Annotated in this window: 11 protein-coding genes; 1 reads left to right on the top strand and 10 read right to left on the bottom strand. The window is 74.2% G+C overall.

Annotated elements, in window-relative coordinates:
• Positions 1-2: 2 nt before the first annotated feature.
• The 8 genes from ABUL08_RS10285 to ABUL08_RS10250 form a co-directional block, all read right to left on the bottom strand.
• Complete coding sequence (locus ABUL08_RS10285; RefSeq protein WP_350936851.1) at positions 3-947, bottom strand: PhzF family phenazine biosynthesis protein; 945 nt, start codon at positions 945-947, stop codon at positions 3-5.
• Between the two features lie 97 nt (positions 948-1044).
• On the bottom strand, positions 1045-1338 hold the full coding sequence (locus tag ABUL08_RS10280; protein ID WP_350936849.1) for a DUF1330 domain-containing protein: 294 nt from the start codon (positions 1336-1338) through the stop codon (positions 1045-1047).
• A 68-nt stretch (positions 1339-1406) separates the two neighbouring features.
• The gene (gene nadC / locus ABUL08_RS10275) at positions 1407-2372 is read right to left on the bottom strand and encodes a carboxylating nicotinate-nucleotide diphosphorylase (protein WP_350936847.1); all 966 of its coding nucleotides are present in this window, start codon (positions 2370-2372) and stop codon (positions 1407-1409) included.
• Between the two features lie 233 nt (positions 2373-2605).
• A complete protein-coding gene (locus ABUL08_RS10270; protein WP_350936845.1) occupies positions 2606-4009 on the bottom strand; it encodes a CoA transferase in 1404 nt (467 codons plus the stop codon).
• 28 nt (positions 4010-4037) lie between these two features.
• Positions 4038-6404 (bottom strand): transglycosylase domain-containing protein, encoded by a 2367-nt coding sequence (locus tag ABUL08_RS10265; RefSeq protein ID WP_350936843.1) that lies wholly within the window; start codon positions 6402-6404, stop codon positions 4038-4040.
• A 55-nt stretch (positions 6405-6459) separates the two neighbouring features.
• On the bottom strand, positions 6460-7029 hold the full coding sequence (locus tag ABUL08_RS10260; RefSeq protein WP_350936841.1) for a DUF3105 domain-containing protein: 570 nt from the start codon (positions 7027-7029) through the stop codon (positions 6460-6462).
• Positions 7026-8240 (bottom strand): PqqD family protein, encoded by a 1215-nt coding sequence (locus tag ABUL08_RS10255; protein WP_350936839.1) that lies wholly within the window; start codon positions 8238-8240, stop codon positions 7026-7028. The genes ABUL08_RS10260 and ABUL08_RS10255 overlap by 4 nt, the downstream gene beginning before the upstream one ends.
• A complete protein-coding gene (locus tag ABUL08_RS10250) occupies positions 8237-9343 on the bottom strand; it encodes a HesA/MoeB/ThiF family protein (RefSeq protein WP_350936837.1) in 1107 nt (368 codons plus the stop codon). Before ABUL08_RS10250 ends, ABUL08_RS10255 begins: the two co-directional genes overlap by 4 nt.
• 817 nt (positions 9344-10160) lie before the next feature.
• Between ABUL08_RS10250 and ABUL08_RS10245 the strand changes: the two genes are divergently transcribed.
• Entirely contained in the window at positions 10161-11420 is a 1260-nt protein-coding gene (locus tag ABUL08_RS10245) for a glycoside hydrolase family 6 protein (protein ID WP_350936836.1), read from the top strand.
• Between the two features lie 67 nt (positions 11421-11487).
• On the opposite strand, the gene ABUL08_RS10240 is transcribed toward ABUL08_RS10245, so the two are convergent.
• Both ABUL08_RS10240 and ABUL08_RS10235 read right to left on the bottom strand, forming a co-directional pair.
• Positions 11488-12180 (bottom strand): hypothetical protein, encoded by a 693-nt coding sequence (locus tag ABUL08_RS10240; protein WP_350936834.1) that lies wholly within the window; start codon positions 12178-12180, stop codon positions 11488-11490.
• Positions 12181-12350: 170 nt separating this feature from the next.
• Positions 12351-13496, bottom strand: coding sequence for a hypothetical protein (locus tag ABUL08_RS10235; protein WP_350936832.1), 1146 nt, complete (start codon positions 13494-13496; stop codon positions 12351-12353).
• Between the last annotated feature and the right edge of the window lie 70 nt (positions 13497-13566).

The raw sequence follows: 13566 nt of genomic DNA, 5'->3' as shown, positions 1-13566 counted from the left end.
GATCATCGTGGGCCGGGACGCCGTCGGGTGTCGACAGCGGCGCACGCGCCGTCCGGGCGGACGGTCCGGTCGTCGCCCCGGTGTCCGTCGCGGACCACCGCCAACCCGCCGACCCGGGTCGTGATGCCCGCCGGCCCGCGTCGGGCCGACGCGAGCACGCTGGCCGGTCGACCGAGGGTGTCACCCTGCTCCACCTCGATCGCGACGGCCTGTGTCCCTGTCGTGTCGAGCAGGTGGGCGGCCAGGCAGCCGGTGCTGTTGGCGTTGGCGACGTCCTCGTCGACACCGATCGCCGGCGCGAACATCCGCGCCGCACCCGGTCGGTCGCCCACCGGCGCCACGTACACGAAACAGCCGAGGAGCCCGTACCGCCGGCACGCCGCGGTCAGCCTGCCGAGGTGTGGGCGGACGCGGAGCAGCGTCGACCGGTCGGGGACCGGTACCAGCATGCGGGGTGCGCCGGGCGAGGCGATGCGTGACGCGTCGGTCGGATGCCGGTCGCCCGCGGTGAGCCCGAGCGCGGCGACGATCGCGACGTGCTCGTCCGGCGCCGGGTGGCGCAGCGCGACGAGGCCCTGGTCGAACCACACCTCGATGCCGGCGGGACGGCGGATCGCGACGGTGTCGAACGTGCGCCCGCCGGTGTGTTGGCGGTCGGGCAGCTCGCCCAGCGCGGTGCGGGTCAACCGGACGGCCTGCGCGGCGACGGTGCCGTGGCCGCAGCCGGACAGTTCGGCGGTGGCGGTGAAGAACCGGACCGGCCAGCCTCCGTCCGGCGTCCGCCCCGGGCCGAGGAACGCCGCGTGCGAGGTGCCGGCCGCGGCAGCGACCGTACACCGGTCCGCGTCCGTCGCCGCCGGGTCGTCGTCGGTGACGGCCGTGGGGCTGCCGCCCCGGCCGTCGCGTCGCACGCACGCGTCAACGACCGTGACATCCGGCCAGGACATGGGCTCACCCCTGACGCTCGACGCACCGGCGACCGGGAACGGCGGCCATCGCTGGTCGGGCCTGGCCGCAACGGCCCGGCGATGACCGGCCCGCCGGTCAGTCGATGCCTTCGATGATGCGGAAGTCGCGCTCGAGGCCGTCGGGGAGGGCCACCAGCGCCTTCTGGTACGCCTCGCTCTCGTATGCCGCGACGGCCTGCTCGAAGCTGTCGAACTCGACCAGCACGACGCGTTGCGTGATTCCGGCTTCGTGGGCGACGACTCGACCGCCACGGGACAGGGTCCGCCCGCCTCCGGCCTGGACAGCCGCACGGGCCAGCTCGCCGTAGGCGGTCAGCCGCTCAGCGTCGGAGATGACGGGGTAGACACTGACCCAGTAGCCCTTGGCCATGGAAACCTCCGGTGTTCGGCGGGTGGGTGTGGTGGGCGTTCCCGCCCGCTCGCAGTGGAGATGCCGCCTCATCCGACCCTCGCCGGGGGTACGCCACCCGGCGCTGCCGTCGGCGTCAACAGCAGACTGAGGTCGAAGGCCGGCGCGCTGTGGGTGATGGAGCCGACGGATATCGCGTCGACCCCGGTCTCCGCGACGGCCCGCACCGTGTCCAGCGTGATGGATCCGGACGCCTCGAGTCGGGGCCCTTCCGGCCCGCGCAGCGTCACGATGTACCGCATGTCCTCGACGGACATGTTGTCCAGCATGATCCACTCAACTCCCGCGCGGAGCGCCTCGATGGCCTGGGCTGTCGACTCGACCTCCACCTCGACGGCGATGCCCTGCGTGTTGCAGGCGTGCACTGCCGCGATCGCGGCCGCCACGCCGCCCGCCGCGGCGATGTGGTTCTCCTTGAGCAGGACCATCGCCGCGAGATCGAGCCGGTGGTTGCTCACTCCGCCGGCGGCGACCGCGGCCTTGTCGAGCGCGCGAAGCCCGGGCGCTGTCTTGCGGGTGTCCAGGATCCGTGCCGGAAGCCCACTCACCGCCTCCGCGAAGGCCGCGGCGGTGGTGGCGATGCCGGACATCCGTTGCAGGAAGTTCAGGGCTGTCCGCTCGCCGGTGATGATCTCTCGTGCGGGTCCTGCCAGCGTGAGCAGGTCCTGCCCGGTGCGGACGCGGTCGCCGTCCTGAACGTGCGCGGTGACGACGACATCGCTGCCGAGCTGCCGGTACACCTCTGCGGGGATCGCCGTGCCGGCGATCACGCCGTCCTGGCGGGCGACGACGCGCGCGTGGGCGCGGGTGCCGTCCGGCACCGACCAACGGGTGGTGATGTCGTCCTCCGCGCGGTCCTCGGCCAGGGCGCGGCGCACGGCGTCCGCCACGGCGTCGCCGGCGACCGCCGTCCGGCGCAGGGCGGCGGTGTAGGAGATGCCCTCGGCCGCGGCCAGGGCGCGAGCCTCGGTCTTGCGCTGCTTGTCGCTGGTCATGACGGAGTCCGATCGGGCGAAGGTCCCACGCCCCTGCGCCACAGGCTCAACGTCCACAGCGGTGGAGCAGCACGCGAGTCGTGGACCCTTGTCCTCATCGCCGCCGGCGGCGTGGGTGCCGTGCGGCTCGGAGTCGGGCGGGCGTGGCCGCCGAGGACCACAGCCTACCTCGCGTGCCACGCGCCTCGGTGACCTCGGGTGGTCCGCCGCCGGCGGACGGTGGCACCGTCGGGTCAGGCCGGTCGCCAGGCCGGCGGGTCGCTGCCCCACGGGGTCGGGGGAGTGGCCCAGGTGGACGCCCCGTCCGGCAGGGTGACCGGCGGCCGGGCGTACCGGAGCCGGCCCACCGCCGAGTCCCGCTCGTCGCACCAGGGGTCGGGGTCCACGCCGACCGCCGGGGCGCCCGGCGCGTCGGCGGTCAGCTCGTGCAGCAGCCAGCGGGCGGTACGCGCCAACGACACCTCGACGCTCCAGGCGCCGCCCTGCCGGCCGCGTCGCGTCACGGCGCGCAGCACCGCCGCGGCGAGCAGGTAGCCGGTGCCGTGGTCCAGGGCCTGCGCCGGCAGCACCCCGGGGGTGCCGTCCGGCCGGTGTTCGACGTCGGCGATGCCGGTGGCCGCCTGCACCAGGCTGTCGAAGCCGCGCCGGCCCGCCCACGGCCCGCTGCGCCCCCAGGCCGAGAGCCGGGCCAGCACCAGGTCGGGCCGGTGCCGCCGGAGGGCGTCCGGGGTGAGGCCGAACCGCTCCAGGGCGGCCGGCCGGTAGCCGGTGACCAGCACGTCGGCGTCGGCGAGCAGCGCGGTGAAGCGGGACCGGTCGGCGGGGTCCCGCAGGTCCAGCAGGGTGGAGCGTTTCCCGCTGCCGGTGTCCAGGTGCTGGCCGGTGATCTCGGGCAGCCGGGGGTCGTCGACCCGGAGCACGTCCGCGCCGAGGAGCGCGAGGACGCGGGTCGCCACCGGTCCGGCGATGACCCGGGTCAGGTCGAGCACCCGCAGCCCGGCGGCGGGCAGCAGCGGGTGTTCCGGCGCCGGGGGCAGCCGCCGGGCGGGGGCCGGGGCGTCGAGGCGCAGGTCGACCAGCGGCTCACCCGCCACCGCCGCCCCCTGCGGGTGCGCACTCCACTCCGGGGGCGTACGGGCCGCGACGGCGAGCCCGTCGGCAGCGGTGACCCGCCGCTCGACCTCCGCCGCCGGGAGGCCGCCGATCCGGTCGGCCAGCTCGGTGGCGAGGCGGTCGTCGTCGGTACGGCCCGGGTCCGCGCCCAGCGCGGTCAACAGCCGCTGCCGGTGGTGCGGATAGTTCGCGTGGGTACGGACCCAGCCGTCCGTGGTGCGCCAGAACCGGGACAGTGGCGCGAACCCGTCGAACGCCACCCCGTCCCGTCGCAGGTGCCGTTCGCTGGTGAACGCGGTGGCCACCGCCGCGGTCTCCACCGGCACCTGTCCGAAGACCGGAGCGCCCCGGGCACGCGCCAACTCCACAGCCGCCAACCCGGCGGCGGCGACCGTGGCGACGGCGAGGTCCGCCACGGGCAGCCGGGCCGGCAGCACCCCGTCCGGCCCCCGCACGTCCACCTGCCCGACGTCCGCCGGGTCGCCGTCGAGCGCGGCCCAGGCGGCCCGGATCGCGTCGGTCACCGGACCGCCGTCGTACGCGCCGGGCGGCTCACTTCGGTCCCCTGCTGCGCGACGGCGACAGGCTCGGCGTCGGGCTCAGCGTGGGGGAGAGGTCCGGCGTCGGCAGCGGCCTGCCGGTCGGGCTCGTCGTGATGCAGATCCGCCGGTCGCAGGTCGGCCGGACCGTGCTCGGGCTCGGGCTCGGTGAGCTGCTGCTCGGGCTCGGCGCGGCCGTGGTCGGCTCCGCAGTCGGCGGGGTGGCGGTCGGCTCCGGGGCGTCGTCGGGGAAGCGGGGATCACCGAAGCGGTACTTGTCCGGGTCGAGCTTGAGCGCCGCGGTGGCCTGCTCCATGAACTGCCGCCAGATCGGCCCGGCGCCGGTGGCGCCGAACACCTGGTAGCTGCCGTCCTTCGTGCGCAGCGGCTTGCCGTCGACGGTGCCGAGCCAGACCGACGCGGCGAGCGCCCTGGTGTAACCGACCATCCAGGTGTGCACGTTCTGCGTGGTGCTCTGCCCGGCCTGCCAGGTGCCGGTCTTGCCCGCCGAGTCCCAGCCGTTGTCCAGCTTGGCCGCCTTGACCCGGCGCAGCGCCCAGTCGAGCTGGTCGACGGCCTCGGAGTCCAGCCCGAGGTCGGTCTGCTTCAGCGCCTCCTCATAGACGCGGTCCTCGCCCTTGGCCACCCAGCGGACGAAGTGCGACTCGGCGCGCTTGCCGCCGGCGGCGAAGGTGGCCATCCCGTTGGCGTGGTCCTGCACGGTGATGCCGTACTGGCCGATGCCGACCTCGGTGGAGAACTGGCGGGCCACCTCGTCGGGGTCCTTGCCGCGCAGGTCCACCCGCTTCGGCTGAGGGCTGCCCTTCTCCACCGCCCACATCGAGTCGACGCCGGCCCGGCTGGCCATGTCGATCACCTTGGCGGTGCCGAGCTTCTCGGTCAGCTCGAAGTAGGTGACGTTGAGGGAGGCGACGGTGGCCTCCCAGAGCGCGCAGTCCGGCTGGCAGGGTGCGCGTTCCGCGTTCCGGATCGGGCCGGCGGGGCTGTCCTTGGTGCGTCCGGACTCGGGGAACTCCTTGGTGTCCGGCGAGTCGAAGTGCTGCTTCACCGAGATCTTGTCCTTCACGGCGGCCGCCAGGTCGTACACCTTGAAGGAGGAGCCCGGCGGGTGCTGGCCGAAGCCGCGGGCCTCGCCGTTCTCGTCGTAGTACCAGCCGGCGTAGTCGGCGCCGGAGCCGTTGTTGCCGCCGTAGTAGCCGAGCACCCGGCCGGTGCCGGGCTCCACCGCGACCAGTGCGGCCTGCCAGTTCTTCGGCTGGCCGCGGACCGCCTCCGGTGCGGTGTCGCGGCGGATGTCCGCCGCGGCCTCGGCGGCGTCCTGCACCCGCTTGTCGATCGTCGTCACGATCTTGAAGCCGCCGTCGCGCAGGTAGTCGGCGGGCTTGCCCCGGAACTGTTCGGTCTGCCGCAGCTCGCTGAGCACGTGGTTGACCACCAGCCCGGTCGGCCGGTCCAGGCCCGACCGGCCGGCGTTGCGGTCGATCGGCTTGACCGAGTCCGGGTACGCCAGGTTCGCGGCCTGGTCGGCCGTCAGGTAGCCGAGCTTGACCATCCCGTCGCGGATGTAGTTCCACCGGTCGATCGAGTTCTGCTTCGCCGTCGCGTTGCGCGCCGGGTCGTAGCCGGGCTGGCCCTCCGGGTCGTTCGGGTCCGCCTCGGGCTGCTTCACCATGGCGCAGAGCACCATCGCCTCCGCCACGGTGAGCTGCTGCGCCGCCGGGGCGTCCCGGCGCACCGTCTTGCCGAAGTACGTCTGCGCCGCCGCCTCGATCCCGTACGCGCCGCGACCGAAGGGCACGGTGTTCAGATAGAAGCCGAGGATCTCGTCCTTGGAGTACTTGTCGTCGAGCTTCCACGCGATCACGGCCTCGCGGAGCTTGCGGGAGTACGTGACCCCCTTCAGGTCCGCGGCCACCCGCGCGTACTGCTGGGTGATCGTCGACGCGCCCTGCCGCTGGCCGCCGGTGACGTTCGACCAGGCGGCGCGGAGCACCCCGCTGAAGTCGATGCCCCGGTTCTTCCAGAACGTGCGGTCCTCGGCCGCCACGATCGCCTGCTTGGCGGAGTCGTTCATCTCCCCGTACGGGACGATCGTCCGGTTCTCGGTGCCCAGCGTCGCCATCTTCGTCCGGCCGTCGGCGTAGTAGACGGTCGTGGACTCCGGCAGTTTCAGATCGGTGGGCGTGGGCACGCTGTCGACGTAGTAGCCGCCCGCCACCAGGCCGGAGCCGGCGAGCAGCGCGAACACCGCCAGGAAGATCAGGACGCGGTTCCGCCGTCGTTTCCGCCCGGTCGGGGCGACCCGGGCTCCGGGCCGGCCGTCGACGCTGTCGTTGTCACCGTGAGGAAGCACTGGCACGCGTTACCCTCCGGCCGGTCCGCCGAATCATCACGACCGGCCGCCGAGTCGCAGGTCAGCCGGTCAGGCAGTCGGTCGCGCCGTGCTGCCAGTCGTGATCGTAGCGGCCTGCCACCGTCGTGATGAACTCCTCGACCGTCCGCTCGTCGAGGGTGTCCAGCCGTTGCAGTCGCTGCCAGCCGCTCAATCCGATGCCGTGGCCGAGCGCCGGGTAGGGGGCGACCACCACGTCGCGCAGGTGCCGGCGACCGAGCCGCTCCAGGGCCCGGACGTCGGCCGGCGGGACGTCCGGGGCGTACTGGACCAGGACGTGGCCGTGCTCCAGGACGTGCACCTGCAGCTCCTCGCGGATCGGCGCCCGGTAGACGCCGGGGATGACCACCCGCGGCGAGTGCGGCCCGGAGGTCGGCGGCATGGTCCGGTACGGCTGGTGCGGCGCGCCCTCGTACGGGATGTGCCGGTTCCCCTCGAACGGTTGTGCGGTGCCGGGGAGCTGGTCGCACGGGAGCGCGCCGGCATCGGTGGTGAGCCCGACGAGCACCCCCACGCCGAGGCTCGACATCGTCGCCACGCTGAGCGTGGTGACCACGACGCTGACCAGGGTGCCGAACCAGTTGCGGCTCACGCGACCGCCCTCCGGGCCTGGAACCGGTTGCGTACCACCACCCACAGCGGCAGCAGCACGTTCAGGGACATGAACAGCAGCAGGGCGATCCCCTCCCACCAGTAGGCGCTGGCGACGGGTGCACCGAGCAGCACGCCGCCCGCCCAGCCGAAGGTGACCTTGGCGCTGGGCCAGAGGAAGTGCAGGGCGAACCAGGCCATCCAGAGCGCGCCCGCGAGGTAGAGCAGCCGGTACCAGCGGGACACCCGCAGGTCGCGGGCGTGCGCGTCGCGCAGCACGGCCGCCTCCTGCGGGCGCAGCGGGCGGACCAGCCGCTTGAGCGAGAGCCGGGTCACCTCGTGCAGGTTGCGGCAGCCCGTGGCGGTGGCCATCACCAGGTACATGTCGGTCCGCAGGTAGGCCAGCGTCTGGAAGGCCAGCTTGACCACCTGGCTGAACACCACCATGGCGAGGAAGCGGATCAGCTCCGGCGGCAGGTCGACCCAGCCCCGCGACCAGGCGAAGCGGGGCGCGACGGCGGCGAAGAGCAGCACCGCGTCGATGGCCATGCCGGCGAGGAACGGCCCGTACCGGCGGGCGGCCGGCAGCGCCCAGAGCCCCGACAGGTCGGTCTCCAGCACCGGGAAGATGCCGCGCCGCTCCAGGCGCAACCGCGACGGTACGCCCACGGCGGCGCCCGCCAGGGCGTGCCACACCTCGTGCAGCACGGTCAGCGCGATCACCACCACGTTGGTGACCAGCAGGCTGAGCACCACGTCGGGGAAGATGAAGGTGTCCTCGTAGGTGGGCAGCAGCGACGGTTCGGCGGCGAACATCGCGAGGGTCGCCAGCAGGCAGCCGACGTACCCGGTCCACGCGGTGCGGCCGAAGAGCGGACGGACGTAGCGGGCGGGGATCCGGGAGACCGACCAGTGCCGTGCGCCGCCCGGCGGGGCGGTGTCGGCGTCGCGCCCGTCGATGATGCCCGCGTCGACCAGCGCCGCCACGAAGTCGACCGCGTCGACCGGCTCACCGGTCTCGCGTTCCACCTGGTCGGCGGCCTCGCCGACGGTGCGGCCGGTGGCCAGCAGCTCGACCAGCCGGGCTCCGACCTCGGGGACGACGACGAAGTTGCCGCTGGCCGGATCGCCGACGACGTACTCGTCCTCGTCCTCGCGGCGGACGACGACATGGCCGACGCCGGGCCGGCTGTCGGGGTTGAGGTCGATCACCGCGGCTCCTCCTCGCGCCAGCCGCAGGTCGCGCAGGTGCGCCCGGGCGGCGGGGTCACCGCGTAGTGGTAGGTCAGGTCGGTGAGGCTGAGGTGGAACATCCGACCCCGGGTGCTGGTCGGGATGCCGGCGAGGTGGTGCACCGCGTCCAGGGCGGCGAGGTGGCCGGTGAGGTTGGCCGACGGCGCTATCACCGCGTGCCCGGTGAAGGTGAACAGCTCCTCCGGGTCGGTGCCGTACTGGTCGCGCAGCCGGTCGGCGACGCTCGGCAGGCAGGCCTGGCAGCAGGTGCGGCCGGGTTCGAAGAGGCCCACCACGGCCATCGGCCCGGCGTACTGGGCGATCATCCACGCGGTGCCGGTCTCCAGCGCGGCCGCGTTGGTCCACTCGCGGATCGCCTCCCGGGGCTGGTCGGCGCAGAGGACGAGCAGGTCCCGGCCGCGCATCAGCGCGGCGACGGAGGCGGTGGAGTCGACCCGGGTCTCCTCCCCGGTGACGGTCACGTGGGAGTTGAGCCGGCGGAGGCGGTCCACCGCGACGGGCACCTTCGGGGCGCCGATGTCGTCCTCGGTGTAGAGCAGCTGGCGGGTCAGGTTGCCGGCCTCGACGAGGTCGAAGTCGACGCAGTGCACCGCGCCGACGCCGGCGGCGACCAGCGCGGCGGCGACCGCCGAGCCGGTGCCGCCGAGCCCGAGCACGACGACGCTGCTGTCCTTGAGCCGGCTCTGCACCTCGTAGCGGGAGCTGCGGGGGGTGAGGTCGACCCACGCCTGATAGGTCAGCGCCCGGTCGTAGCGGTCCAGCTCGGCGGGGCTCAGGTTGGGCGGCGGTGGTGCGGCGGCGTCCTCGACGTAACCGGCGTCGATGATCGTCTGCAGCGCGTCGGCCGCCTCCTCGTGCGTCACGTCGGGATGCGCGGCGGTCAGCTCCGCGACGATCTCGGTGCGGGTACGGCTGCCGTCCATCAGCCCCAGCAGGGACCAGAGGCTGCCGTCCTCGTCGTCGATCTCCGCGCCGATGCCGACCTGTCGACCACCGATGTTGATGAGCGTGGGACTGAGCCGGACCGGTTTGTGAATGCCCTTGACGCGTGGTTGCCGCATACCCGCGTGACCTCCTCGTGGGACGGGACGGCCGGGGCGCGACGAGCGCGCCCCGGCCGAAGTTCCTTGATCAGCCGCAGACGTCGTTGCGGCAGCCCGGGTCGATGATCGCGGCGGTGGTCTCGAGCTTCTCCAGCTTGCGGACGACGACCTTGGTCGCCTTGCGCTTGGTGTCGAGCTTCTGGTCCATGCTTCCTCCAACGGATCAGCGGGGACGACGCGGCCGGTGCGCCCGCGTCGCCATCATTAGAGCAGTCCCGAATTCGGTTCACAACATTTAACTGTGTCGAATTCAAGCCCGCGCCCTGAGCATTTTCCACTATCTGCGTGAGCCGTCGGAAAAGGGACAGATAAATGCCGCAGCGGTCCTCTTTCCGTCAGTTGCTGCGTTTCGGACAGATGGATTTATAGACCATTGACGAACGCCAAGAGGCGAATGCAGGAAATGCGCCCCTGAGGGATCGTTTGGGCCGGTCTGGTGGTGCCGGTCACATGGTCGGTCGACGTGCGGCAGGCGGGCGACCAGCCCGTACCCGGCGGGACGAGGTGCGGGGCGGCGACGAGGAGGACCGCCACCGGGCGCGTCAGGTCCAGCAGGTCGCTGACCACCGGGTCGGCGAGCACCTCGTTCCCCCGACAGTGGACCCCGCCGAGTCCAGGCCGACCACGGCGCTGCGCGGGGGCCCGCCCGGCCGGGTGCCCGCCACGCCGTCACGACCGCGAAACATTGACACCGGCGGACGGCCGGTGCACCCTCGGACGAGCTGCGGGAACGCTCCCAATAGGGCGTTCCCCTGTCCGATCAGGAGCAAACGACGTGGCTCTGACACCCTTCCGGCGACGTGCCGTCACCGGTCTCGCCGCGGTCGCCGCGACCCTCGCCGCGGCCGTACCCTTCTCGGCCGCCCCGGCCGGCGCGGTCATCCCCGACGGGACCACCTTCTACACCCCCCGCCCCGACCACGGGGCCCTGACGCAGATCGCCGAGCTGACCGTCGCCGGGCAGTACCAGCAGGCGGCCGGGCTGCGCGCGATGATCCGTACCCCGCAGGCCGTCTGGGTGACCGGCGGCTCCGGGCACACCCTCACCCAGTCGGTGAAGGCCGAGGTGCAGCGGGCCGCCGGCAAGAAGAGCGTGCCGGTCCTCGTGGCCTACAACATCCCGTTCCGGGACTGCGCGCAGTACTCCGCCGGTGGCGCCACCTCCGTCGCCGAGTACGAGGCGTGGATCGACGCCTTCGCCGCCGGCATCGGCGACCACGAGGTGGCCGTCATGCTGGAGCCGGACGGGCTCGGCATCATCCCCTGGTACACCACCATCAGCGGCAGCCAGGACTGGTGCCGGCCGGCCGAGGCCGACGCGGCCACCGCGGCGACCGAGCGCTTCGCGATGCTCCGCTACGCGGTCGACCGGCTCAAGGCACTCCCGCGCACCAGCGTCTACCTAGACGGCACGCACAGCGCCTGGCTCGGCGTCGGCGACATCGCCGACCGCCTGGTCAAGGCCGGCGTACGCGACGCCGACGGCTTCTTCCTCAACGTCTCCAACTACGAGACCACCGAGCGGCAGCTCAAGTACGGCGACTGGATCTCCCGGTGCGTGTACTACGGCACCGAAGGCCCGGAGTGGGCGCGCGGCCACTTCGACTGGTGCGCCAGCCAGTACTACCCGGCCGATCCGACCGACTTCAGCACGTGGGGCCGCACCGACGCCTGGTACGACAGCAACGTCGGGGCCGTACCGGCCGACCGGCTCGCCCACTTCGTGGTCGACACCAGCCGCAACGGCCAGGGCCCGTGGACGCCGCCGGCCGGGGTGAGCTGGCCCGACCCGCAGACCTGGTGCAACCCGCCGGGACGGGGCCTCGGCCTGCGCCCCACCACGCAGACCGGCGACCCGCTCGCCGACGCGTTCCTGTGGATCAAGACCCCGGGTCAGTCGGACGGTCAGTGCGACCGGGGCACCGGCACCGGCCACGACCCGGCGCGGGGCGGGATCGCGGACCCGGCCGCCGGGGCCTGGTTCGACGCGCAGGCCCTCGAACTCGTCCGGTACGCCAACCCGCCGCTGCGCTGACCGGGGTCCGGTCCGGGGCGGTCGACGACCACCCCGGACCGGACCTCTCATCGTGGTGCGCGTCGGGTCACCGGCTGGCCCAGCCGGTCACCCGGGCGTTGCGCCGGTTCGTCCACCGCCCTCCGGCCGGTCGCCGGTACGGGATGACGGTGGCGCCGGCCCGTCCCGTCCCGAACGGCGCCAGCCGCCACATCGGGCGGGTGGTCGTGCCGTCGGGCAGCGCGAACTCCTCCCCGTCGGCGTAGCCGTGCCGGCGGTACAGGTCCCGCTGGGCCTTCGTGCCGGCCTCGGCGTACGTCGGCAGGCCGAGCGTGTCCATCCAGCGCTGCGCACCGGCGAGCGCCGCCCCGGCCCGCGCGTCGCGTTCCGGGCCGGGTGCCACCGCCAGCACCGCCAGGTGGTGGTGTGGCACGGTGGGCCGTCGGGCGGCCAGTGCCCGGTCGAGCAGCAGGAACCGGTCTCGGTCGTCGCCGCACGTCTCGGTGAGCCGGTCGGCGTAGCGGACCGGCAGCGGGATCGGCCGGTAGCGGTGGAACCAGACGGTGGCGGCGCTGCCGTCGCGCAGGAGGAAGGCGTCACCGAAGAGCAGCGCGTGCTCGGTCCAGATCCGGGTCGTCCCGGCGAGCACGGCGGCCCGCCGGCCCTCGTCGGGCACCAGCCAGGCGGCGAGCGGGGTGGCGGAGACGGTGGCGGTGACGAGGTTGACGAGCCGGTCGATGTCGCGCCATCGGGCGCGCACCACGGGCGTCAGGGAACTCATGGGGAACTCCTGATCGGTCAGGGTCGGAAAAGGTCTGCGGTCACCGGCGGCCACACCTCGGCGGGCGGCGCGGTGACGGGGGCCCGTGACGGGCCGTCGGTCGGTGAGAGGGCGCGGCACGACGCCGCGGCGGTCGCGGCCGGGTGGTCGCGACCTGCCGGTGCGGGCGGTCAGGCGGGTCTGGTCCCCGGCCGGGGCGACCGGGAGTGCAGCCCGGCGCCGGGCTCCCGGCGCCGCGGACCTCCCGGCCCGGTGCCGGGTGACCAGGTGTCCGCCGTCGCGTCGGCGGGCCCACCGTCGTGAAGGGAGCCGGTGCCGCCGGCGCCCGGCGGCGGGGCGGCCGGTCCGGGGGCCGGGGTCTGCTGGGGGACGGCGTCGCGCGGGGCGGACCGGCCCGCCGTCCCGGGGGCAGCGGTCGCCGTCCCCGCCCCCGCGTTTCGCACCCGCGGCGTGGACCGCTCGTCGGGCCCGACGGTGCGGACCGGCCGAGCGGCGGTCGGCGGGACAGCGGCCGGCGCGGCGGCGGTCGGCGGGGGACCGGCCGGCGGAGCGGGCTGCGGCGCCGGTGGAGTGCCCGCCGGACCCTCCGCAGGCGGAGGAGCCGGGTCGACCGGCTGGAGGATCGCCAGCACCGGGTCGAGTGGCCGCAGGACGGGGGCGAGCGGGTCGCGCACCGGGCTGAGCGCGGCCAGTGCCGGGTCGAGAACGGGGCGCACCGCGCCGACGAGCGGCGCGGCCACCGGTGCGACGATCGCCGCCACCGGCGCGACGAGCCGCGCCCGGATCGGTTCGGTCACCGGGCTGAGCACCTGTGCCGCGCCGGTGACCAGCGGCAGACCGTCTCCGGTGGGCGAGGTCGACGAGCGGGCCGGTTTCCCGAGCCCGGCCGGCCGTGGCGCCTGCGCCCCCCTTCGGAGCGGGTCGGCGGCACGCCGGTCAGCGCCGGCCCCGGCCCGCCGGCCCGACGGGCGGCCCGGCGGACCCGCGGACGGTCGGGCCCCGCCGGTGGACGCGGCGGCGTGCGAGCTGCGGGTGTCGGTGGCCGGTGTGCCCCCCGCCCCGGCGGGGCTGACCCCGGCACCGGGGGGCGGGGAGTCGCTCGGTGGACTCGTCGCGGTGACCGCGCCGAGAACGGGGGAGAGGGTGGTGCGCAGCAGCCCGGGAACGTCGACGACGACCCCGGCGGGCGGAGCGTCCGCCGCGTACGCGGCATCGACGGTGAGCGTGTCGTAGGCGCTCCAGGCGCAGAGGACGCCGCCGAGCACGAGCCCGGCCCGCAGCGCCAGCCGCGCCACCCGCCCGCTCCGTCGGCCCATCGACAGCACCTTCCCGAGCCCGGCCCACGCCGGAGATCGTCGCCGACACTCTACCCACGGCTGCCGTCTG

The organism is Micromonospora sp. CCTCC AA 2012012 (assembly GCF_040499845.1).
GTDB lineage: Bacteria > Actinomycetota > Actinomycetes > Mycobacteriales > Micromonosporaceae > Micromonospora > Micromonospora mangrovi.
This window is presented reverse-complemented; position numbering and strand designations above follow the sequence as displayed.